This window comes from Acidovorax sp. GW823-FHT02H02, from assembly GCF_058797075.1.
The window spans coordinates 202,017-223,791 of sequence record NZ_JBXAJH010000003.1; the positions used below are offsets into that span (position 1 = coordinate 202,017).

Here is a 21,775-nt window from a genome sequence, read left to right on the forward strand (position 1 = left end):
GTTGGGGTGCCGCGCCGCGCAAAATTAGCCGCGGTAGTAATTGGCGGGCACAAACGGCATGGCGCGCACTTCCATGGGCACGGCCTTGCCGCGCACCATGGCGTTCACCCGCGTGCCGATGGCGGCAAAGGCGGGGGCCACATAGCCCATGGCCACGGGTTCGTTCACCGTGGGGCCCAGCAGGCCGCTGGTCACTTCGCCAATCTTCTGGCCGTCGGCACTCTGCAATTCGGTGTGCTCGCGCACGGGCACGCGCTCCAGCGCGACCAGGCCCACGCGTTTGCGCGCGAGGCTGGCGGGGTTGTCGATCTGCGCAAGCACCTTGTCGGCACCAGGAAAGCCGCCCGCGCGCGCGCCGCCGGTGCGGCGCACCTTCTGGATGGCCCAGTTCAGGCTGGCTTCGGGCGGCGTGGTGGTGGTGTCGAGGTCGTTGCCGTACAGGCACAGGCCCGCTTCCAGGCGCAGCGAGTTGCGCGCGCCCAGGCCAATGGGTTTGACTTCGGGCTGGGCCAGCAGGGCGCGTGCCAGGGTCTCGGCCTGTGCGGCGGGCACCGAGATCTCGAAGCCGTCTTCGCCCGTGTAGCCGCTGCGTGTCACGAAGCAGTCGCAGCCTGCGATGGAAAAATCGCCACCCGTCATGAACACCAGCTTTTCAATGCCCGGGGCCAGGCGCGACAGGGCGGTGACGGCCTGGGGACCCTGCAGCGCCAGCAGCGCGTGGTCGGGCATGGGCACCACGTCGCAGCGCTGGCCGATGCGGGCCTGGATGTGGGCCATGTCGCCCACCTTGCAGGCGCCGTTGACGATGACAAAGAGTGCGTTGTCGGCCACACGGAAGAACATCAGGTCGTCGATGATGCCGCCCTCGTCATTGAGCAACAGGCCGTAGCGCTGCTTGCCCACGGGCAGGTCGATCACATCGACGGGCACCAGGCTCTCGAACGCGGCGGCGGCATCGGGGCCGACCAGCTTGAGCTGGCCCATGTGCGATACATCGAACAGCCCTGCGGCCTGGCGCGTGTGCAGGTGCTCGGCCATGAGGCCTGCGGGGTACTGCACGGGCATGGAATAACCGGCAAACGGCACCATGCGGGCGCCCAGTTCAATGTGCAGGGCGTTCAGGGGCGTGATGAGCAGGGCGGTGGCAGGTGCGGACATAAGAGCTCCAGGGCAAATGGGGGCCGCGGCACGAATGCCACGCGATTTGCCCTGCTGTCCGCTTTACCTGAGAGATTCACCGCGGCACCCTGGCTGGCCGCGCGGCTTGCTCCTTCGGTGGATGGCCTGCACCTGCAGTGCGGACATCTCTCTCCAGCAAGGGAACGCCCGCATCGCTGCGGGCGCTTGTCAGTCCTTTTGCCTGAGCGTTCGGCTGATGCCTGCGCCTTCGGCGGCCCTTTTGCATGGTGCATGCGGGGCTCTCTCCTGACAATCGAGCGATTCTACCGTTACTTGGCGTACACCAGGTCACGCAGGAACAGCGAAAGCGAGGGCACATAAGTGATGACCATCAGGCATACCAGGATCACCCCCACGAAAGGCAGCAGGTGCTGGATGATGCGGTCCAGCGAGATGCGCGCCACCGTACATGCGGCAAACAGGTTCACGCCAAAGGGCGGTGTGATCATGCCCATGGCCAGGTTCACCACCATGATGAGGCCGAAGTGCACCGGGTCCACGCCGAAGTGCAGGGCCACGGGCGCCAGGATGGGCGCCAGCACGATGATGGCCGCGCTGGTCTCGATGAACATGCCAATGAAGAACAGCGCCGCATTCACGCCCAGCAAGAACAGGGCAGGGGATTGCAGCACCGCCTCCAGCCAGCGGCCGATGGCATCGGGCACGCCCGCGCGGGTGATGAGGAAGGCAAACAGCCCGGCGTTGGCAATGATGAACATGATCACCGCTGACGAGAGGGCCGACTTGCGCAGGATGGCGAACAGGTCCGCCAGGCGAATCTCGCGGTAGATCACCACACCCACCACCAGCGCATAGAACACGGCCACGGCCGAGGCCTCTGTGGGCGTGAATACGCCGCCGTAGATGCCGCCCAGGATGATCACGGGCATCAGCAGCGCCCAGCCGGCCTGCAGCGTGGCACGGCCCATGGGCATGCGGCCATCGCCATCGTTCTTGCCCCAGCCCTTGTATTTGCAGTAGGCCCACACGAACAGCATCAGCGCGCCACTGATCAGCAGTCCCGGGCCAAAGCCGGCGATGAACAGCTCGCCAATCGACACCTCGGCACTCACGCCGTACAGGATGAGCGGAATGGAAGGCGGGATGATCACGCCCAGTTCGGCGCTGGTGGCCTGCAAGGCCGCTGCGTAGCTGGTGGGGTAGCCATGCTTGATGAGCGCCGGGACCAGGATGGCGCCGATGGCGAACGTGGTGGCCACCGACGAACCCGACACCGCCGCGAAGATCATGCAGGTGAGCACGCAGGTCATGGGCAGGCCGCCCTGCACGCCGCCGACGATGCTCTTGGCAAACTCGACCAGGCGGCGCGAGATGCCGCCGGTTTCCATGAGGTTGCCCGCGAGGATGAAGAAGGGAATGGCGGCCAGCGGAAACTTGTTGATCGAGGCGAACATTTCCTTCACCGAGATCAGCATGTTGGCGTTCGCAACCTGTATGCCCAGGATGGACGCGAGGCCGATGGAAACGGCCACGGAAACGGTGAGTGCAAAGCACAGCACCATGGTGGAAATCATGGTGGCGGTCATTGCGCTGTCTCCAGTTCCATCCGCAGGGGGTCGATGAGGTTGCCGATGATGCCGACGACGCAAAAGAGGCCGCCCACCGGCATGGCCAGATAGGCCCAGAACATCGACACCGACTCCAGTCCGGCCATGCTCTGCACGCCGCCGCGCTGCGCGTAATCCCAGCCCCACCAGATGATGACGCCGATCAGGGCCAGTGCCGCCAGCGCCACCACCCAGTCGAGCACGCGGCGAATGCGTGGCGGGCTCCAGCGGTAAAGCACGTCCACGCTCACCATCGCCCCCTGGCGGAAGGCGGCGGGGATGGCCAGAAACACCATCCAGATCAGGCTGAAACGGATCAACACCTCGGTCCATTCTGCGGGCTGCTCGAACACGAAGCGCATCAGAATCTGGAACATGCCCAGCGCAGAGGCCACGGCCAGCATGGCGCAGGCGGCCAGCATGGCGCTGAACGTGGCCCAGCGCTCAAAGGTCAGAAAAGCATTTTTCATGAATGAAAACGCCCGCTGGCGCAATACCGGCGGGCGCTGATAGCTAGTGAAAATAGATCGACAAGAAGATTATTTGTAATCGCGGATCTTGTCGAGCGCGGCCTTGCCGAACTGCTTTTCAAACTCGGCGTTGACAGGGGCCAGCGTCGCCACGAACTTGGCTTTGTCGATGGTGTCGATCACTGTCATGCCCTTGGCGCGCAGGTCGGCCACGCCCTTGGCATCGTCTTCGTCCACGCGCGCCCGGTTGGCCTTGGTGCCTTCCTTGGCGGCATCCAGAAAGGCCTGCTTGTCGGCCGCGCTGAGCTTGTCAAAAGCCGCCTTGTTCATCACGAAGATGCAGGGCGAATACACATGGCCGGTGAGCGTGAGGTGCTTTTGCACCTGGTCGAACTTGGCCGAGATGATGACGGGCAACGGGTTTTCCTGGCCGTCCACGGTGCCTTGCTGCAGGGCCGTGAACACCTCGGGGAACGCCATGGGCGTGGTGATGATGCCAAAGCCCTTGTAGGCGGCGATGTGCACGGGGTTCTCCATGGTGCGCATCTTCAGGCCCTTGAGGTCGCCCGGCTCCTTCACGTCGCGCTTGCTGTTGGTCATGTGGCGAAAGCCGTTTTCGGCCCAGGCCAGTGCCTTGAAGCCCTTGGCGTCGAACCTGGTCAGCAGGTCTTGCCCGATGGGGCCGTCGAGCACGGCGCGCGCATGGGCCTTGTCGCGGAACAGGAAGGGCACGTCCAGGATCTTGGTCTCGGGGACAAAGTTGGGCACCGGGCCGGTGGAGCTGAAGGCCAGTTCCTGCGTGCCCAGCTGCACGGCTTCAATCGACTCGCGCTCGCCGCCCAGGGAGCCGTTGTAGAAGGTCTGCACCTTGTAGCGGCCGCCCGTGCGTTTTTCCACTTCTTTGGCGAAGGTGTCGATGGCCACGCCCTGGTGCGAGTTCTGTGCCACCGAAATGCTGATGCGCATGGTGGTCTGTGCGGCGGCGCTGGCCATGAAGCCAAGGGCAAGGCCGAGGCCAACGACGAGTCGGGTCAATTGCATGGTGTCTCCTGAAGGGGAATGTTGGCGTGCTGGTTGCGCTGCAGGTTGCGGCGCAGACATGTGCTGCGCACTGCAAAAATTATGGCGCTGCAACGCGCGGCTGGGCATCGGGGTTTGTGCGGGTCAGCGTGCTGATCAGCGGCGCGCGGGGCTGATGGCAGGGTGTCGGGGTCGCGTGCGCGACAGTGCCACACGGGTGGGCCTGGGGGGAAGATGCTTGCCAAGTGCCCCGTGCGGGCGGTAACCCGCCGGGGCCTTGTCAGTTTGTGCACTCCGGTAAGAGCGCCTTGATGCAGACAAGTATGCCGCCGGGGGGGTGGATGGTTCTTCTGAATTTGCGAAGATTTTCAAAATTTGTAGAAAAATATTCTGAAAAATTCAATTTGAAAGAATAATGCGATGCATGGACCGTCTTGACAGAAAAATTCTCTCCGTATTGCAGGCCAACGCCCGCGCCAGCCTGCAAGAGATCGGCCAGGCCGTGGGCCTGAGCCCTTCGCCATGCTGGGGGCGTATCAAAAAAATGGAGGAGGCCGGTGTGATCGAGGGCTACACCGTGCGCCTCAATCCGCGCGCGCTCGATCTGTCCGACACGGTGCTGGTGATGGTCACGCTCGACAGCCATTCCGACAACACGCTGGAAAAATTTGGCGAAACCCTGGCCAGCATTCCCGAGGTGATCGAGGCACACCTGGTGTCGGGCGACTACGACTACCTGCTGCGCGTGGTGGTGAAAGACACGCGCGACTACGAGCGCCTGCTGCGCGAGAAGCTCTACAAGATCAAGGGCATACGCCACAGCCGCTCCAGCTTTGTGCTGCGCACGCTGAAAAAGGCGGATCTGCCGCTGGGGGTGTAGTTTCGGGGTGTATGAATAAAAGCAGCTGCCATTGCTTGCTGGATAAGCGCTGGCAGCTGCCAAATCAGCAGCTGACCTCGGGCGAATGCGCCTCAAAGGCTGTCGACAATGCCGCCTTCCACGCGCAGTGCAGCGCCCGTGGTGGCCGACGACAGCGGCGAGGCCACGTAGGCCACCATGTTGGCGACTTCTTCCAGCTGCGCAGCACGGCCGATGATGGACGAGGGGCGGTTTTGCTTGACGAAGGCCACGCCGGCTTCCTCCAGCGTCTGGCCAGGTGCGGCAGTGGCCATCAGCATCTGGGCGGCGCCCTCGGACAGCGTGGGGCCGGGCAGAACGCTGTTGACGGTGACTCCGGTGCCCGCGGCCATCTTGGCCAGGCCCCGGGCCAGACCCAGCATGGCGGTCTTGCTGGTGCCGTAATGCACCATGTCGGCCGGGATATTCAGCGCCGATTCCGACGCGATGAACACCACGCGGCCCCAGTTGCGCTCCAGCATCTGCGGCATGTAGGCGCGCGACATGCGCACGCCGGACATGATGTTCACATCCCAGTAGCGCTGCCATTCGTCGTCGCCAATCTCCAGGAACGGCGTGGTGCCGTAGATGCCCAGGTTGTTGACCAGGATGTCGCAGCGCGTCGCCTGGGCCGCCAGTTGCTGGCAGCCCTCGGCCGTGCCCAGATCGGCGGCGACGCCCTGTACGCTGGCGCCGGGGGTATGGCGGCGCACGGCCTCCACGGCCTGGTCCACTGCGTCCTGCTTGCGGCCATTGACGACCACGGCGGCACCTGCCTGCGCCAGCGACTTGGCGATGGCCAGCCCGATTCCGACGGTGGAGCCCGTGACGACAGCGGTTTTGCCGCGCAGATCGATGGAGAGCATGGGAGCCTTTCTGGGGAGGTGTTGCAAGACTGGATTGCCGTGAAGCACGCCGCGTGGATGGAGGACTTAGCCCAGCAGCAGCGCGTCGTCGGCCAGCTTTTCGCCGCGCACCTTTTCGAACATGTGCAGCAGGTCGGGTACGTCCAGGCGCTTGCGTTCTTCGCCCGATACATCCAGCACCACCTGGCCCTGGTGCAGCATCACGGTGCGTTCGCCCACATCGAGGGCTTGCCGCATGCTGTGCGTGACCATCATGGTGGTCAGCTTGCTCTCGGCCACGATGCGCTCGGTCAGGCGCAGCACGAAGTCGGCCGTGCGCGGGTCGAGCGCGGCGGTGTGTTCGTCGAGCAGCAGGATGCGGGACGGCTGCAGCGCCGCCATGAGCAGGCTCACGGCCTGGCGCTGGCCACCCGAGAGCAGGCCGATGCGGTCGGTGAGGCGGTTTTCCAGCCCCAGGCCCAGCGTGGCCAGGCGTTCGCGAAAGCCTTCGCGCATCGATGCCTTGACGGCGCGGCCGAGGCCCCGGAAGGTGCCGCGGCGCTGTGCCAGCGCCATGTTCTCCTCGATGGTGAGGTCTTCGCAGGTGCCGGCCATCGGGTCCTGGAACACGCGGGCCACGCGCTCGGCGCGGGCCCACACGGGCATGCGCGTGACATCCACGCCATCGATGGCGATGCGGCCACTGTCCACCGACTGGTCGCCCGAGATGGCGTTGAGGAAGGTGGATTTGCCGGCGCCATTGGAGCCGATGACGGTGACGAACTGGCCGGCCGGAATGTCCAGCGACATGCCGCGCAGGGCGCGCGTTTCGATCGGCGTGCCGGGGTTGAAGGTGATTTCGAGGTGTTGGGCGCTCAGCATGGGGCTCTTTCGGTGCGCGGGTTCAGGACGGCTTGCGCTTGGCAAATTTGCGCTTGAGCTGTGGAATCACCAGCGCCACGGCCACCAGCACGGCGGTGACCAGGTTCAGATCCTGCGCCTTGAGGCCGATGAAGTCGCTGTTGAGTGCCAGCGCAATGAAGAAGCGGTAGGCAATGGCGCCGATGACCACGGCCAGCGTGGCATAGGCCAGGCGGCGCGAGGGCAGGATGCTCTCGCCCACGATCACGGCGGCCAGGCCGATGACGATGGTGCCGATGCCCATGGAGATGTCCGAGCCGCCCTGCGTCTGCGCAAACAGCGCGCCGGCCAGGCCCACCAGGCCGTTGGAAACCGCCATGCCCAGCAGCAGCATGGCGCCGGTGTTCACGCCCTGGGCGCGGGCCATGCGGGCGTTGGAGCCGGTGGCGCGGATGGCCAGGCCCCGTTCGGTGGCAAAAAACCAGTCGAGCAGCAGCTTGGCAGCCAGCACGATGGCGACGAGGATCAGCGGGCGCGCAATGTAGTCTTCCATGCCTTCGGGCTGCAGCAGCACGAACAGTGTGGGGTCGTTGATGAGGGGCACATTGGGCCCGCCCATGATGCGCAGGTTGATCGAGTACAGCGCGATCATCATCAGGATGCTGGCCAGCAGGTCCATGATCTTGAGCCTGACGTTGAGCCAGCCGGTGATCAGGCCTGCCACTGCGCCTGCCGCGGTGGCGGCCAGCGTGGCAAGCCAGGCGTTGGTGCCAGTGGAGATCAGAATGGCGCAGACGGCGCCGCCCAGCGGAAAGCTGCCATCCACCGTGAGATCGGGAAAGCGCAGCAGCCGGAACGAGATGAACACGCCCAGCGCCACCAGGCTGAAGATCAGGCCGATTTCGACGGCGCCGAGCAGGGAAAAGAAGGACATGGGGCAGCGGGGCTAGGGATTGAAAAACAAAGCAGGAGCCACGCGGGGCATGGCTCCTGCCGGAGAGGCCGGGCGGCAGCCCGACCTTGCAGCGCAGGTAGCGCGCTTACTGCACGACCTGCGTGGCCGACTTGACCAGCGCGTCAGACAGCTTCACGCCCTGCTTTTCGGCAGCGCCGGGGTTCACGACCAGTTCCATCTTGGTGCTGATCTCGGGCTTGATGTCGCCGGGCTTTTCACCCTTGAGGATGCGCGCCACCATGCGGCCGGTCTGCTCGCCCAGGTCGCGGTAGTTGATGCCGAAGGCGGCGATGGCGCCACGCTTGACGCTGTCGGTGTCCGACGCCACCAGCGGGATCTTGGCCTCCTGGCCCACCTTCACCAGTGCCTCGTAGGCCGACACCACATTGTTGTCGGTGCTGGTGTAGATCACATCGACCTTGCCGATGAGGCTGCGCGCGGCGCTGCTCACGTCCACCGAGCGGGGCGCTGCGGCCTCGACCAGCGTCATGCCCAGCTTGGGCAGCAGGGTCTGCAGCTGCTTGACCACGACGACCGAGTTGGCTTCGCCGGGGTTGTAGACCACGCCCACGCGCTTGGCACCGGGCACCACCTGCTTGACCAGGTCCATCTGCTTGTCCAGCGCCAGCAGGTCGGACACGCCGGTCACGTTGTTGTGCGACGGCTCCCAGTTCTTCACCAGCTTGGCGGCGACAGGGTCGGTCACGGCGGAGAACACGACGGGCACCGTCTTGGTCGAGGCAATCACGGCCTGGGCCGAGGGCGTGGCAATCGCCACGATGGCATCGGGCTTGTCACCGACGAACTTGCGGGCGATCTGCGCGGCGGTGCCGGTGTTGCCCTGGGCGCTCTGGTATTGCCACTTGAGGTTCTTGCCGGCTTCGAAGCCGGCGTCCTTGAGGGCCGCCTGGACGCCGTCGCGCACGGAGTCGAGGGCGGGGTGTTCGACGATGGCCGTGATCGCGACCGATTTCTGCTGGGCGTGGGCGGGTGCGATCACGGCCAAGGCCAAGGCCAGGGCGCCCAGAGGTGCCCAAGATATTTGCTTCATTTCCATCTCCAACCTGTCTTTCGTTTTTTCCTGTGCTTGCAAAGAAGCTCTGGCGCAGGAGGGGCGCAGAGCTTCGCGGGGAGTCTACTGCAGCCTGCGGGGACGGCTGCAGTGGGTTGCTTGCCGGGGGGGCTGCGAGGGGCCGTTCCATCCGCTGCGTGCCGTGCCTTGGCGGCGGGCAATGTGCACCGCAGCGCAGCCGCCTGTGCCGCGAGCCCTCGGATCAGCGCGGGCCGCCTGAGAGCCTGTTCGCGATCTCCCAGGGGTCGCGCAGCAGTCTTTGCGGGATGGGATGCAAGGCGCGGTGCGCGACCAATAGCTCGGCTATTGGCAAGCGCCGCAACGCCGCAGACCGCCCGCAAAGACCGCTGCCCGAAGGGTTGGAGCGAAATCGGGCGACAAGGCCGCCCCGGCTGCTTGCATGGGCACGAGCCCATGCGGCGCACCCGAAGCATCCACTCATCCCGATTGCGCTCCAACGCGATCCCCTGCGAGATCGTGAACAGGCTCTGAGCGGCGGCCCCGGCTGCGCGAGACGGCCCAGCCCAGCAAGAGCAATACCACCAGAGCGCCTGCGGCCAGGCCCACGCGGGCCAGCAGCAACAGCTTGTTGTCCTGGGCATTGCCGCGCAATTGCGCGACCTGGCGTTCTGTGACCTGCGCGTTGGGGTTGCCGTATTCCTTGAGCAGGTAATTGCCCAGCGTGGCGATTTGCGGGTCGCTCAGTTCGCGCGCAAAGGCCGGCATGATGGTGTCGCGGCCATGCCGGGGCACGCCTTGCAGGATGGCCAGCACCAGGTTGTTGGTGCTATTGCGCCCCAGCGTGCTGTTGTGGAACAGCGCGGGGAGCTTGCCATCGAAGCTGCCTTGCGCCTGCGCCTGGTGGCAGCTGGCGCAGTAGGCGTCATAGAGCTGCGGTCCCGTCATGGTGCCCAGGTCTTTGGGCAGTGCCACGCCGCGAATGCTGGCCAGCTGGTCGCTGGCCTTGCCCCACGAGAAGGCGGGCTGTTGCGTGGCGGTATCGGCCACGGGCGCCGTGGTCTTGAGGTAGGCGGCCATGGCGTGCAAGTCTGCGTCGGTCAGCTGGCTCAGGCTGTGGTCCACCGCCTCGGCCATGGGGCCGGCGGCTGTGTCTTTTCCGGCCCATGACCTTGCCGCAGGTAGCGCACCAGTTCTTCCGCGCTCCACTGGCCAATGCCGCTTTGGGGGTCGGATGAGATGTTGGGGGCATGCCAGGGGCCCACTTCGCCGCCGCCGAGGGCGCGCTTCATGTTTTCTGCCATGAAGGTGTTGCGCGGGGTGTGGCAGGTACTGCAATGGGCCAGGCCCTGCACCAGATAGGCGCCCCGGTTCCATTCGGGCGGCTGCTGCGCGCTGCCACGGAAGGGGGTCGGGTCGTGGAACAGGGTATTCCAGGCGGCCATGGAGCCCCGGATGTTGAACGGAAACGGCAATGCCGTGGCCGGTGGTGCGCTGTCAACGGGTTTCACGCCCTGCATGAAATAGGCGTACAGCGCGGCCATGTCTTCGTCGGTGACCTTGGCATAGGCCGTGTAGGGCATGGCGGGGTACAGGTGCGCCCCGTCGGCGCGCCGGCCATGGCGCAGCGCCGCCGTGAATTGTTCCAGCGTGTAGTGGCCGATGCCCATCGTTTGGGAGGGCGTGATGTTGGTGGAGTAGATCGCACCCAATGGTGTGGCAATGGCCAGCCCCCCGGCCATGGCGGCGCCACCGGGCGCCGTATGGCAGGCGATGCAATCGCCCGCGGTGGCCAGGTAGCGGCCGCGCTCGATCAGGTTCGTCGGCGCTGCGGCAGGGGTTTGGGCCAGGGTGTCGAGCGCGATCAGGCTGAGGCACAGGACCGCGCCCAGGCCTGCCCAGCGTCGGAGCAAGGTGCTGTGCATGCTCAACTCCTTTCGCTGGCCGGACGGGCCTGCGGCATGGGTTGACCCGCCTGCTGCGACAGGATGTGCTGTGCACTGCGCAGGGCCACGGCAATGCCGTTGAGCGTGGAGTTGCAGGTGGACGAGGTGGGCAGCACGCCGGTGCTGGCAAGGTACAGGTTGTCGTGGTCGTGCGCCCGGCCCCACGGGTCGCACACCGATACGGCGGGGTCGGTGCCCATGCTCAACGTGCCGCAGATGTGCTGGTTGTTGGCGAAGTCGCCGTCCTTGCTGAAACGCAGGTTGGTGCCGCCCATCAGTTCGGCGATGCGCTTGAAGTCTTGCTGTGAGCGCACATGGCCGGCGCGGGTGTAGTCGTCGATGGAGTAATGGGTCTGCGGCTTGGGCAGGCCCAGGGCGTCTTTCTGGTCGCTCAGCGTGATGCGGTGCCTGGGGTCGGGCAGCACCTCCAGCACGTTCTTGACGTTCATCTCGCGCGCCGCGCTGTGGCGCAGGCGGCGCTCGAACTCTGCGCCGTAGATCCCTTCGGCCAGCAAGGCACGGGTGGCTCCGTCGACACGGGAGATGTTGGTGAAGTCCAGCCGGTAGGGTGCGTGCCGTGCGCGGAATTCGCCGTCGCGCATGGTGTTGATGGAACTGGGGCTTTGCGGCCCGCGGCCCAGCCACACGTCTTCATCGGCATCGAAGGTGAGCGAGGTGCTGGGGTGGTCCATCAGGTGGCGGCCCACCATGTCGCGGCTGTTGGCCAGGCCCTGGGGGAACTTGGCGCTCTGGGACAGCAGCAGCAGCCGCGGGCTTTCGATGCCGTTGGCCGCAACGATGAAGGTCTTGCCCGTGACGCGGTGCGCCACTTTGTCGGGGTCGTAGTAGTGCACTGCCGTGATGCGTGCGGCGCCATCGTGCTCCAGCTTGAACACGTTGGCATTGGCCTGGAGTTTGGCGCCCGCTGCCAGGGCTGCATCGACGGCCAGTCCGCCGTGGTATTGGGCGTCGATGGGGCAAATCGGCTGGCAGCTGTTGTTGCCGCAGCAGGGCGGGCGTCCGTCGTAGCTGCGGCTGTTGCGCGCCGTGGTGTTGCCCACCACCGGGTAGACGGGCGCCAGCCGTTCGCGCAGGCGCTGCATGGCCCAGGGTTCGGCCACGGGCTGCATGGGAAAGGGCTTGGTGCGCGGCGAGCCGGTGTTGGGTGCGCCCGAGACACCCATGATCTCTTCGGCTTCCTGGTAGTAGGGTTCCAGTTCGTCGTAGCCGAAAGGCCAGTCCACGCCCACGCCGTACAGGCTGTGGATGCGGAAATCGTTGGGCACATTGCGCCAGGCATGGGCGGCCTAGTGCCAGCTGGTTCCGCCCACCTGCCGGATGTACTCGGCCTTGTAGGGGTAGGGGCCGGCATGCACCAGATGGCCGTTGTCTTCGGGTTGGTAGACCGGATGCGGTGCCCAGGGTGCCGGTGGGTAGGGCGACATCCAGTCGCTGCGGCGCGGTGAGTTGCGAAAGCGGGCGACCAATTCGCCACGCGTCACATGGGGCCCCGCCTCAAGGATGAGTACCGAGGCCCCCGCCAGGGCCAGCTTGCGCGCCACCAGCGCACCAATGATGCCCGAGCCAACGACCACGAAATCTGCGGAAAGGGTTTGTGCCATGGCCGCCTCACGCGTTGGGGTTGTGGCTCCAGCTGCCGGGTGCACCATAGGCGTAGGTGGGCGGCTTCAGCTTGTCTGATACAGCGACCGCATTGAGCGCATGCTCAAAAGCCAGCACCTTGGCTTGTGGGCCTTTGCCCACGACGCCCAGGTACCAGGCGGTCATGATCTGGCCAGGGAGCGCGGCAAAGGCCGCTTTTTCGGTCGCCAGAATTGCCTGCAGGTCGGGCAATGGCACCTTGCGGGTTTCCAGTAAGCCGAGCAGGTCTGTGGTGTGCTGGTCAAGGCGGTCATTGCCGCTTTGAAGTGCCTGCCGCAGTCGGCGCCCGAGCGCTGGATCGAGGTTGTCGCGGCCCGTGAGCAAGATGGACAAGGCCAAAAATGCCTGGTCTGCATCGACCTCGACCGGAAAAACCGGTGTCCAGGGGAGCAGGGCTGCGGCTGCAGTGGCCAGGGCACCACCCAGCACATGGCGCCGCTGCAATGCAAAAGGTGGGCTCCGTCGGGAGTACTGCATGGCGTTTCTCCTGCGAAATCGAATCCACGCAGCATGCGTGAGGCGATGTGGGGCCAGTATGCTCCTATCGCTGATTTTTTGCAGCATGCGCTGGCATGGCTCGGTCCAAGGGCGCTATCCAGCACAAGGAGCATAAAAAAAGGGCCTGCAGCGCAGGCCCTTCAAGCACAAATTGCTATGGTTTTACATGCCCGAGTAGTTGGGGCCGCCGCCGCCTTCGGGCGTGACCCAGACGATGTTCTGCGTCGGGTCCTTGATGTCGCAGGTCTTGCAGTGCACGCAGTTCTGCGCGTTGATCTGCAGGCGCTGCGCGCTGCCGCCCTTGGCTTCGTCGGGCACAAACTCGTACACGCCAGCCGGGCAGTAGCGGGCTTCGGGGCCGGCGTATTTGGCCAGGTTGATGTTTACCGGCACGCTCGCATCCTTGAGCGTCAGGTGGGCCGGCTGGTTCTCGGCGTGGTTGGTGTTGCTCACGAACACACTGGAGAGGCGGTCGAAGGTGATCTTGCCATCGGGCTTGGGATAGGCGATGGGCTTGCACTCGGCGGCGGGCTTCAGATAGGCGTGGTCGGGCTTGTCGCGGTGCAGCGTCCATGGGATGTGGCCCTTGAGCGCGAACTGCTCGATGCCATTCATCACCGTGGCCACCGTCAGGCCCTTCTTGAACCAGGCCTTGAAGTTGCGCGCCTTGTTCAGCTCGGTGTAGAGCCAGCTGGCTTCAAAGGCCTGGGGATAGGCGGTGAGTTCGTCGTGCTGGCGTCCTGCGGTGATGGCGTCGTAGGCGGCCTCGGCGGCCAGCATGCCGGTCTTGATGGCGGCGTGGCTGCCCTTGATGCGGCTGACGTTGAGGTAACCGGCATCGCAGCCCACCAGTGCACCGCCCGGGAACACGGTCTTGGGCAGGCTCATCAGGCCGCCGGCCGTGATGGCGCGCGCGCCGTAGCTGATGCGCTTGGCCGGCTTGATGCCCTTGGCTTCATCGCCTTCCAGGTAGTAACGGATGTTGGCGTGCGTCTTCCAGCGCTGGAATTCCTCGAACGGGCTCAGATACGGGTTGGCGTAGTCCAGGCCGGTGATGAAGCCCAGCGTGACCTTGTTGTCCTCCATGTGGTAAAGGAAGGCGCCGCCATAGGTGTTGTTGTCCATGGGCCAGCCGGCGGTGTGCAGCACGAAGCCGGGCTGGTGGCGGGCGGGGTCGATTTCCCACAGTTCCTTGATGCCCAGGCCGTAGGTCTGCGGGTCGCTTTCCGCATCGAGCTTGAAGCGGGCAATGACCTGCTTGCCCAGGTGGCCGCGCGCGCCTTCGGCAAAGATGGTGTATTTGGCGTGCAGTTCCATGCCGAGCTGGAAGTCGCCCGTGGGCTCGCCTTCCTTGCTCACGCCCATGTTGCCGGTGGCCACGCCCTTGACGCTGCCGTTGTCGTTGTAGAGCACTTCGGCGGCGGCAAAGCCGGGGAAGATTTCCACGCCCAGGTTCTCGGCCTGCTGCGCCAGCCAGCGCGTGACGTTGCCCAGGCTGACGATGTAGTTGCCATGGTTCTGAAAGCAGCCTGGCAGCAGGAAATTGGGGGTGCGGAATGACGATTTCTCGCCCAGGAACACCATGGCATCGTCGGTGACGGGCTGGTTCAGCGGGGCGCCCTTTTCCTTCCAGTCGGGGATCAGTTCGCTGAGCGCCTTGGGGTCCATGATGGCGCCCGACAGGATGTGCGCGCCGGGCTCGGAGCCTTTTTCTAGCACCACGACCGACACGTCCTGGCCCTTTTCGGCGGCGAGCTGCTTGAGCCGGATGGCGGTGGACAGGCCAGCGGGGCCGCCACCTACCACGACCACGTCGTATTCCATGGCTTCGCGGGGACCATACTGGGCAAGGATTTCCTGGTTTGTCATGGGTGTCTCGTCGGGCATTTGATAATGAAGGAATGTTCTACAGGCCGTGCCGCACGGCACTGCCTGGCCAGCGGCTGATTGTATTCATGCGAACACGCACAATCGGACGCGCATATTTCCTCTGTTTCTGATTTGTGGAGAAACTCTCAATGGCTTACAGCATCGATTTGTCCGGCCGCGTGGCCCTGGTGACGGGCGCATCCAGCGGCCTGGGGGCCCAGTTTGCGCGCACCCTGGCCCGTGCGGGTGCCGGGGTGGTGCTGGCCAGCCGCCGGCTGGAAAAACTCAAGGAACTGCGCGCCCGCATCGAAGGCGAAGGGGGCGACGCCCATGTGGTCGAGCTCGATGTGACCGACCACGATTCCATCAAGGCCGCCGTGGCCCATGCCGAGACGGAAATGGGCTCCATCGACATCCTGGTCAACAACTCGGGCGTGAGCACTACGCAGCGCATCCAGGATGTGACGCCCGAGGACTACGACTTCATCTTCGACACCAACGTCAAGGGGGCGTTCTTCGTGGCCCAGGAAGTCGGCAAACGCATGCTGGCGCGTTCGCGCGGCGCGGCGCCGGGCAGCTTCACGGGCGGGCGCATCATCAACATCGCCTCGATGGCCGGACTCAAGGTGCTGCCGCAGATTGGCGCCTACAGCATGAGCAAGGCCGCCGTGGTGCAGATGACCCGCGCCATGGCGCTGGAGTGGGGGCGCTTTGGCATCAACGTGAATGCCATCTGCCCGGGCTATATCGATACCGAGCTCAACCACCACCACTGGGACACCGAGCAGGGCCAGAAGCTCATCGCCATGCTGCCGCGCAAGCGCGTGGGGCAGCCGCAGGACCTGGATGCCCTCATCGTGATGCTGGCCAGCGACCAGAGCCACTTTGTCAATGGCGCGGTGATTGCGGCCGACGACGGCTTTGCGGTATGAAGATGGAAATCCCCGAGGCCAAGAAACTGGTTTTTGAGATGCGCTTCCCCGTGCGCTGGGGTGACATGGACGCCATGGGCCATGTCAACAACACCGTTTACTTTCGCTACCTGGAGACGGCGCGCATCGAGTGGATGGCGTCGGTGGGCTGCAACCCCGACCCGAATGGCCAGGGCCCGGTGATCGTCAATGCGTTCTGCAACTTCTACCGGCAGCTGGAATACCCGGCCGATGTGCTGCTCAAGCTGTATGTGAGCGACCCGGCGCGCACCACGTTCGAGACCTGGGGCACGATGGAGCGGGTGGACCAGCCCGGTGTGATTTGTGCCGCTGGTGGCGCCACCACCATCTGGGTGGATTTCCCGCAGCAGAAGGCCGCGCCCTTGCCCGACTGGATGCGGGCCTTGGTCTCGGCTGACTGAATGAAATAGGGCTCAAGTGCTGATGAGTTAAGCGCTTGAAGCTATCAAGCAAGTCGTAATCCTGCGGGGCCGGCCTCTTTTCTTATTTCTGCTTGGGCACCCGCCCCATCAGATAGAACTCGGGGTTGGGCTGCATGCCCGCAAAACTGGCCATGCGGTTGGAGAGACCAAAGAATGCCGTGATGGCGGCAATGTCCCAGATGTCCTCGTCGTCCAGGCCATGGGCGTGCAGGGCGGTGAAGTCGGCGTCTTCCACCTCGTGCGCGCGCTGGCAGACCTTCATGGCGAAGTCGAGCATGGCGCGCTGGCGCGGCGTGATGTCCGCCTTGCGGTGGTTCACGGCCACCTGGTCGGCCACGAAGGGTTTCTTTTCGTAGATGCGCAGGATGGCGCCATGCGCCACCACGCAGTACAGGCACTGGTTGGCCGCGCTGGTGGCGGTGACGATCATCTCGCGCTCGCCCTTGGTCAGGCTGCCTTCCTCCCTGAGCATGAGCGCATCGTGGTACGCGAAAAACGCGCGCCATTCGGCCGGACGGCGGGCAAAGGCGAGGAACACGTTGGGGATGAATCCCGCCTTCTCCTGCACCTCCAGAATCCGCGCGCGGATGTCCTCGGGCAGGGTGTTCAGGTCGGGGAAGGGGTAGCGGCTCACGGCAGTCTCCTCGGTTTTTGTACGTGGTTGATAACGGATGCAAGTATCAAGGATGCCATTGGGTGGCCCGCACCGGGGCGTGGGCAGGCGCTGCCGAATTGCCCGCCAGCGCATACGACAACTGCGTGGCCGCAGCGATCACGATCTGTGCCAGAGACTCCAGTTTTTCGGCCGGCAGGCGCGAGGCCGGGCCCGAGATGCACACCGAGCCCATCAGGCGCCAGTGCATGCCGAACACCGGGGCCGACACGGTGGCCACGCCCTGTTCGCGCTCGCCGATGGACCAGTGGTAGCCCTTCTTGCGGATATCTTCATAAGCCTTGCCTGGCTCGCCCGAGAAGGCCAGGATCACGCGGCCTGGCGAGCCCTTGTCCAGCGGCAGGCCCTCGCCCATGCGCGCGTGGTGGCGCAGGGCCTGCGGGCCTTCCACGCGGACCAGGCAGGTCCGCACATGGCCTTCGCGCACATAGAACGCCGCGCTTTCGCCGGTGGCGAGGGTCAGCTCACGCAGCGCGGGTTCGAGCACGTTCTGCACATCAAAGCCCGCCTGGTAGCGCGCGCCCAGCCAGCCTGCGGCGGGGCCCAGGCGCCAGTCGCCGTCCTCGCGCTGCACCATGAAGCCCGAGTGCGCCAGTGTGCGCGCCAGGCGCAGCACCGTGGTCTTGTGCAGACCGCAGCGGCGGCTCAGTTCGGCCAGCGGCAGGCTGGATTCACCCAGCGCAAAGGCCTCCAGCACCTGCAGGGCGCGTGTGACGGCGATGACGCCACCGGTGTCTTTGGCTGCCGCCGCAGCGCCTGTGGCAGGTAGCTCCGGGGCCCTGGGTGGGGCGGGGCGCAGGGGTTGGGCAGGGCTGTTGCTCATGGCGGAATTCGTTTCATTGTGTGCAACTGCATTGTATGGGTTGAAACGTCTGCGTAAAGTTGCACCCACGGCGCTGGGCTTGAAGAACTCTTGCACAACGGCGTGACGAACCACCATAACGGAGACAAATCCATGCCAGTGCTTTCATCGCTTTCGCGTTCCTTCAGTGCACAGCTTTGCGCTGCCCTCCTGGGCCTTGCCTCTGCTGCCATACCCACCGGCGCCGCCCTGGCACAGGCTGCCTATCCAGCCAAGCCCATCCGCCTGATCGTGCCATTCCCGCCCGGTGGCGGTACCGACATGATTGCGCGCACCGTGGCGCAAAAGCTCGCCGACCAGAACAAGTGGAATGTGATCGTGGACAACCGGCCCGGTGCGGGTGGCAACCTGGGTGTGGACGCTGCAGCCAAGTCGCCGGCCGACGGCTACACCCTGGTCATGGGCCAGACCAGCAACCTGGCCATCAACCCCACGCTGTACCCCAAGCTGCCCTACGACCCGCTCAAGGACCTGGTGCCCGTGGCCCTGGTGTCTTCTTCGCCCATCGTGATGGCCGCACCGGCCAACTCGCCTTTCAAGACCTTCGCCGATGTGGTGGCGGCCTCCAAAGGCAAGCCCGATGCGCTGACGCTGGGCTACTCGGGCAACGGCACCGTGGCCCACCTGGCGGGCGAACTGGCCGAGAATGCCGCGGGCATCCAGTTGCGCCACATCCCCTACAAGGGCGCGGCCCAGGCCATGACGGACCTGGTGGGCGGGCAGATCGACCTGTACATGTCGTCCGTGCCCACGCTGCTGGGCCAGGTGCGCAACGGCAAGCTCAAGGTGCTGGCCATCACCTCGGCCAAGCGCTCATCCCAGTTGCCCGATGTGCCCACGCTCGCCGAGTCGGGCTACAAGGGCTTCGAGGCCGTGACCTGGTTTGGCATCCTGGCGCCCGCTGGTACGCCTGCGCCCATCGTGGCGCAGCTCAACAAGGCCATCAACGCGGCCCTGCAGCAGCCCGAGGTGGCTGACAAGCTGCGCTCCGAGGGCGGCGACGTGCTGGGCGGCTCGGCCGAGCAGTTCGGCCAGCTGTTGCGCGCCGAGGTGCCGCGCTGGGCCAGGATCGTCAAGGACTCGGGCGCCAGCCTGGACTGACGCGCTCGCTGGGGCAGAGCGCACTGCGCATGCCCCAGTCCTTTTTTTCCATGCATCTCGCCGACAGCCGCCCATCGTTGGGTGGTGGCGCCGCGGCATGGGCGCTTTGCAGGCAAGGCCAAGCCTGCTGCGCAGTGCTGATTTCACTGTTACCACCGTTCTTCACAAAGATTCACCATGAGCCAACTCCCTGAAATCATCCGCGCCATCGACCGCGTGAGCGCCGACGTGGTGCAACAAGCCGCTACCTACCAGGCCGCCATCCTGGCCGACGTGGCCGGCCGCCGCGGCACCATGCATGGGCGCGTGGCACCCGTGCACCAGGCCATGAAAGTGGCCGGGCCCGCCTTCACCGTGGAGGTACGCCCTGGCGACAACCTCATGATCCACGCCGCCATCGCCCTGGCCCAGCCGGGCGACGTGTTGGTGATCGACGGCAAGGGCGACCAGACGGCGGCGTTGATGGGCACGCTGATGCTCAGCGCCTGCAAGAAGCGCGGCCTGGCCGGCGTGATCGTGGACGCCGCCATCCGCGACAAGCTGGAGATCCTGGAGCTGGACTTCCCCGTGTTCAGCGCCGGCTTCAACCCCGCAGGTCCTACCAAGTACGTGCCCGGCCGCATCAACCATCCCATCAGCGCCGGTGGTGCGGTGGTGAACCCCGGCGACCTGGTGGTGGGTGACGCCGATGGCGTGGTCGTCATCGAGCGCGAAAAGGCCCCCGGCATGCTGGCCCTGGCCGACAAGAAGGTGGCCGACGAAGCCGCCCGCATCGAAGCCATTGCCCGTGGCGATACCGCATCGAAGTGGCTGCCCGCCGCCTTGCGCGCTGCGGGCGTCTTGAAGGAAGGGGAATCGCTGTGAGCCAAACCATCATCGTGACCGGCGCCGATCTGGCGCAACAAGCCCTCGACCTGCTCACGGGCTACGAAGTCGTCTACGCGGGCAAGACGCCCACCGAAGACGACATGGTGGCCCTGTGCCAGCGCCACAACCCGGTGGCCATCATCGTGCGCTACGGCAAGGTGGGCGCTGCGGTGATGGATGCGGCGCCCGCGCTCAAGGTCATCTCCAAGCACGGCAGCGGCACCGACACCATCGACAAGGTGGCGGCCAAGGCACGCGGCATCGAGGTGGTGGCTGCCGTGGGCGCCAACGCCGCTGCCGTGGCCGAGCAGGCCCTGGCCCTGCTGCTGGCCTGCGCCAAATCCGTGGTGGCATTGGATGCGCGCATGCACGCCGGCCACTGGGACAAGGCCACGCACAAGAGCCTGGAACTGGGTGGCCGCACGGTGGGCCTGGTGGGCCTGGGCGCCATTGGCCTGCGCTTTGCCAAGATGGCCGACGCGCTGGGCATGCGCGTGATCGGCTTCGATCCGTATGCCAAGAACCTGCCGGACTATGTGCGAGCGGTGGATCTGGAAACCCTCTGGCGCGAATCCGACGCCGTGTCTTTGCACTGCCCGCTGACCGACGACAACCGCAACCTGCTGAACGCCATCACGCTGGCGCAATGCAGGCGCGGCGTGATCGTGGTGAACACCGCACGCGGGGGCCTGATCGACGAGGCCGCGCTGCTGGCTGCCGTGCGCTCGGGCCAGGTCATGGCCGCCGGGCTGGACAGCTTTGCGGTGGAGCCCATGACGGCCGGCCACCCCTTCCAGGGCGAGAAAAACATCATCCTCAGCCCCCATATCGGCGGCGTGACAAGTGACGCCTACGTGAACATGGGTGTGGGCGCTGCCCAGAACCTGCTGGCCGTGCTGGCCCGTGTGCCGGCGACTGCCATTGAAACGGCTTGAGTTGGGGCTGAACCCTACCGTGTGAATGAAGTGAAGCAGGGCAGGGCACGCCAGCGTTGTGTGCCCGACTGGACGGGGCCGGTGTCAGCACCGGCCCGCGCCAAAACCAGCGGCTGCGGTCTGCGCAGTCCATGACAGGAGACATTTCCCATGAACAAAAGTTTCAAGCCTGAACGGCCTGTAGCGCTTATCCGTAATGCGCTGGCAGCGATTGGTTTCGTAGCAATCGGTGCCACGGCTGCACTGCCCGCACTGGCGCAGGCGACCTGGCCCGACAAGCCCCTCAAGCTGGTGGTGCCGTACCCGGCCGGCGGCAATGCCGACAACACCGCACGCCTGCTGGCCACACAACTGGGCCAACGCCTGGGCCAGCAGGTGGTGGTGGACAACCGCCCCGGCGGCAGCGGCACCATTGGCGCGGCGGCCGTGGCCAAGGCACCCGCCGATGGCTACACGCTGCTGCTCGATGCCACGGCCTTCACCGTCAACCCCAGCCTGTTCCCCAAGCTGCCGTTCGATGCCAACAAGGACTTTGCGCCCATCTCGCTGGTGCTGCAGGTGCCGCTGCTGATGGTGGTGCCCGCCACGTCGCCCTTCCAGTCGGTGGCCGATGTCGCCAAGGCTGCCAAGGCGCGGCCGGGCCACCTCACCTACGCATCGGCCGGCAACGGCGGCGCGCAGCACCTGGCGGGCGAGCTGTTCAAGCAGGGGAAAAAAGTGGCCATCACCCACATCCCGTACCGGGGCGGCGCGCCCGCGCTCACCGACCTGATCGGCGGGCAGGTGGACGTGATGTTCAGCGCCACCACCGCCAGCGGCCCGTTTGTGAAGAGCGGCAAGCTGCGGGCGCTGGCCATCACCGCGCCCCGCCGCGCCGAGGGCTGGGAGGCCATACCCACCGTGGCTGAGTCCGGCGTGCCGGGCTTTCAGGTCAGCGAGTGGAATGGCTTGTTCGCCCCCGCAGGCACCCCGCGCCCCGTGCTGGATCGGCTGGAGGCCGAAACCCGCACCATCGTGGCCAGCCCCGAGATGAAGAAGCGCTTTGCCGAACTGGGCGTGCAGGGCGTGGGCTCCAGCGCGCAGGAGTTCAGCGCCTTTTTGAAAGCCGAAACCACCAAGTGGGCCGAGGTGATTCGCACCAGCGGCATCCGCATTGATTGA

21 protein-coding genes, 1 pseudogene and 2 riboswitches are annotated in these 21,775 nt (G+C 65.5%); of the genes and pseudogenes, 7 read left to right on the forward strand and 15 right to left on the reverse strand.

Features of this window, described 5'->3' with window-relative positions; translation table 11 throughout:
• Positions 1 to 24: 24 nt before the first annotated feature.
• From gcvT to AC1RDS_RS04540, 4 genes are all read right to left on the reverse strand, one after another.
• Positions 25 to 1,158: a glycine cleavage system aminomethyltransferase GcvT gene (gene gcvT, locus AC1RDS_RS04525; protein ID WP_092698235.1), complete on the reverse strand. Its 1,134-nt coding sequence runs from the start codon at positions 1,156 to 1,158 to the stop codon at positions 25 to 27.
• Positions 1,159 to 1,202: 44 nt separating this feature from the next.
• A riboswitch (glycine riboswitch) is annotated at positions 1,203 to 1,325 on the reverse strand.
• Positions 1,326 to 1,338: 13 nt separating this feature from the next.
• Positions 1,339 to 1,438: riboswitch (glycine riboswitch) on the reverse strand.
• A 10-nt stretch (positions 1,439 to 1,448) separates the two neighbouring features.
• Positions 1,449 to 2,726 carry a TRAP transporter large permease gene (locus AC1RDS_RS04530; RefSeq protein WP_092698233.1) on the reverse strand — a complete coding sequence of 426 codons (1,278 nt, stop codon included), beginning with the start codon at positions 2,724 to 2,726 and terminating at the stop codon, positions 1,449 to 1,451.
• Positions 2,723 to 3,217: a TRAP transporter small permease gene (locus tag AC1RDS_RS04535; RefSeq protein WP_092698231.1), complete on the reverse strand. Its 495-nt coding sequence runs from the start codon at positions 3,215 to 3,217 to the stop codon at positions 2,723 to 2,725. Before AC1RDS_RS04535 ends, AC1RDS_RS04530 begins: the two co-directional genes overlap by 4 nt.
• 69 nt (positions 3,218 to 3,286) lie before the next feature.
• Positions 3,287 to 4,258, reverse strand: coding sequence for a TRAP transporter substrate-binding protein (locus tag AC1RDS_RS04540; RefSeq protein ID WP_092698229.1), 972 nt, complete (start codon positions 4,256 to 4,258; stop codon positions 3,287 to 3,289).
• Positions 4,259 to 4,661: 403 nt separating this feature from the next.
• Between AC1RDS_RS04540 and AC1RDS_RS04545 the strand changes: the two genes are divergently transcribed.
• Entirely contained in the window at positions 4,662 to 5,117 is a 456-nt protein-coding gene (locus tag AC1RDS_RS04545) for an Lrp/AsnC family transcriptional regulator (protein ID WP_092698227.1), read from the forward strand.
• A 92-nt stretch (positions 5,118 to 5,209) separates the two neighbouring features.
• Here the strand turns inward: AC1RDS_RS04545 and AC1RDS_RS04550 are convergent, their stop codons facing one another.
• From AC1RDS_RS04550 to AC1RDS_RS04590, 9 genes and pseudogenes are all read right to left on the reverse strand, one after another.
• Complete coding sequence (locus AC1RDS_RS04550; RefSeq protein WP_092698225.1) at positions 5,210 to 6,001, reverse strand: SDR family NAD(P)-dependent oxidoreductase; 792 nt, start codon at positions 5,999 to 6,001, stop codon at positions 5,210 to 5,212.
• A 66-nt stretch (positions 6,002 to 6,067) separates the two neighbouring features.
• Complete coding sequence (locus AC1RDS_RS04555; RefSeq protein ID WP_092698223.1) at positions 6,068 to 6,862, reverse strand: ABC transporter ATP-binding protein; 795 nt, start codon at positions 6,860 to 6,862, stop codon at positions 6,068 to 6,070.
• A 22-nt stretch (positions 6,863 to 6,884) separates the two neighbouring features.
• Positions 6,885 to 7,775, reverse strand: a complete 891-nt coding sequence (locus AC1RDS_RS04560; RefSeq protein ID WP_287876182.1) for an ABC transporter permease — start codon at positions 7,773 to 7,775, stop codon at positions 6,885 to 6,887.
• A 106-nt stretch (positions 7,776 to 7,881) separates the two neighbouring features.
• Entirely contained in the window at positions 7,882 to 8,847 is a 966-nt protein-coding gene (locus tag AC1RDS_RS04565; RefSeq protein ID WP_348683770.1) for an ABC transporter substrate-binding protein, read from the reverse strand.
• 459 nt (positions 8,848 to 9,306) lie between these two features.
• Positions 9,307 to 10,751: pseudogene (locus AC1RDS_RS04570) on the reverse strand (c-type cytochrome).
• Between the two features lie 2 nt (positions 10,752 to 10,753).
• Positions 10,754 to 12,058: a GMC oxidoreductase gene (locus AC1RDS_RS04575; protein WP_348682724.1), complete on the reverse strand. Its 1,305-nt coding sequence runs from the start codon at positions 12,056 to 12,058 to the stop codon at positions 10,754 to 10,756.
• Positions 12,059 to 12,079: 21 nt separating this feature from the next.
• Entirely contained in the window at positions 12,080 to 12,394 is a 315-nt protein-coding gene (locus tag AC1RDS_RS04580; RefSeq protein ID WP_348682723.1) for an FAD-dependent oxidoreductase, read from the reverse strand.
• Positions 12,395 to 12,401: 7 nt separating this feature from the next.
• Positions 12,402 to 12,998: a sugar dehydrogenase complex small subunit gene (locus AC1RDS_RS04585; RefSeq protein ID WP_348682722.1), complete on the reverse strand. Its 597-nt coding sequence runs from the start codon at positions 12,996 to 12,998 to the stop codon at positions 12,402 to 12,404.
• Between the two features lie 96 nt (positions 12,999 to 13,094).
• Positions 13,095 to 14,801: an electron transfer flavoprotein-ubiquinone oxidoreductase gene (locus AC1RDS_RS04590; RefSeq protein ID WP_348682721.1), complete on the reverse strand. Its 1,707-nt coding sequence runs from the start codon at positions 14,799 to 14,801 to the stop codon at positions 13,095 to 13,097.
• A gap of 149 nt (positions 14,802 to 14,950) precedes the next feature.
• On the opposite strand from AC1RDS_RS04590, the gene AC1RDS_RS04595 reads away from it, so the two are divergent.
• Together AC1RDS_RS04595 and AC1RDS_RS04600 are read left to right on the forward strand one after the other, a co-directional pair.
• Complete coding sequence (locus tag AC1RDS_RS04595) at positions 14,951 to 15,733, forward strand: SDR family oxidoreductase (RefSeq protein ID WP_026435146.1); 783 nt, start codon at positions 14,951 to 14,953, stop codon at positions 15,731 to 15,733.
• Positions 15,730 to 16,155, forward strand: coding sequence for an acyl-CoA thioesterase (locus tag AC1RDS_RS04600; protein WP_348682720.1), 426 nt, complete (start codon positions 15,730 to 15,732; stop codon positions 16,153 to 16,155). Before AC1RDS_RS04595 ends, AC1RDS_RS04600 begins: the two co-directional genes overlap by 4 nt.
• 82 nt (positions 16,156 to 16,237) lie before the next feature.
• Here the strand turns inward: AC1RDS_RS04600 and AC1RDS_RS04605 are convergent, their stop codons facing one another.
• Complete coding sequence (locus AC1RDS_RS04605) at positions 16,238 to 16,810, reverse strand: peroxidase-related enzyme (RefSeq protein WP_287879825.1); 573 nt, start codon at positions 16,808 to 16,810, stop codon at positions 16,238 to 16,240.
• 46 nt (positions 16,811 to 16,856) lie between these two features.
• Positions 16,857 to 17,672, reverse strand: a complete 816-nt coding sequence (locus tag AC1RDS_RS04610; protein ID WP_348682719.1) for an IclR family transcriptional regulator — start codon at positions 17,670 to 17,672, stop codon at positions 16,857 to 16,859.
• Positions 17,673 to 17,804: 132 nt separating this feature from the next.
• On the opposite strand from AC1RDS_RS04610, the gene AC1RDS_RS04615 reads away from it, so the two are divergent.
• The 4 genes from AC1RDS_RS04615 (at position 17,805) to AC1RDS_RS04630 (ending at position 21,775) form a co-directional block, all read left to right on the forward strand.
• A complete protein-coding gene (locus AC1RDS_RS04615; RefSeq protein ID WP_092698207.1) occupies positions 17,805 to 18,812 on the forward strand; it encodes a tripartite tricarboxylate transporter substrate binding protein in 1,008 nt (335 codons plus the stop codon).
• 177 nt (positions 18,813 to 18,989) lie between these two features.
• Positions 18,990 to 19,676 (forward strand): RraA family protein, encoded by a 687-nt coding sequence (locus AC1RDS_RS04620; RefSeq protein WP_348682718.1) that lies wholly within the window; start codon positions 18,990 to 18,992, stop codon positions 19,674 to 19,676.
• Positions 19,673 to 20,614 (forward strand): NAD(P)-dependent oxidoreductase, encoded by a 942-nt coding sequence (locus AC1RDS_RS04625; protein ID WP_348682717.1) that lies wholly within the window; start codon positions 19,673 to 19,675, stop codon positions 20,612 to 20,614. The genes AC1RDS_RS04620 and AC1RDS_RS04625 overlap by 4 nt, the downstream gene beginning before the upstream one ends.
• A gap of 150 nt (positions 20,615 to 20,764) precedes the next feature.
• On the forward strand, positions 20,765 to 21,775 hold the full coding sequence (locus AC1RDS_RS04630) for a Bug family tripartite tricarboxylate transporter substrate binding protein (protein WP_348682716.1): 1,011 nt from the start codon (positions 20,765 to 20,767) through the stop codon (positions 21,773 to 21,775).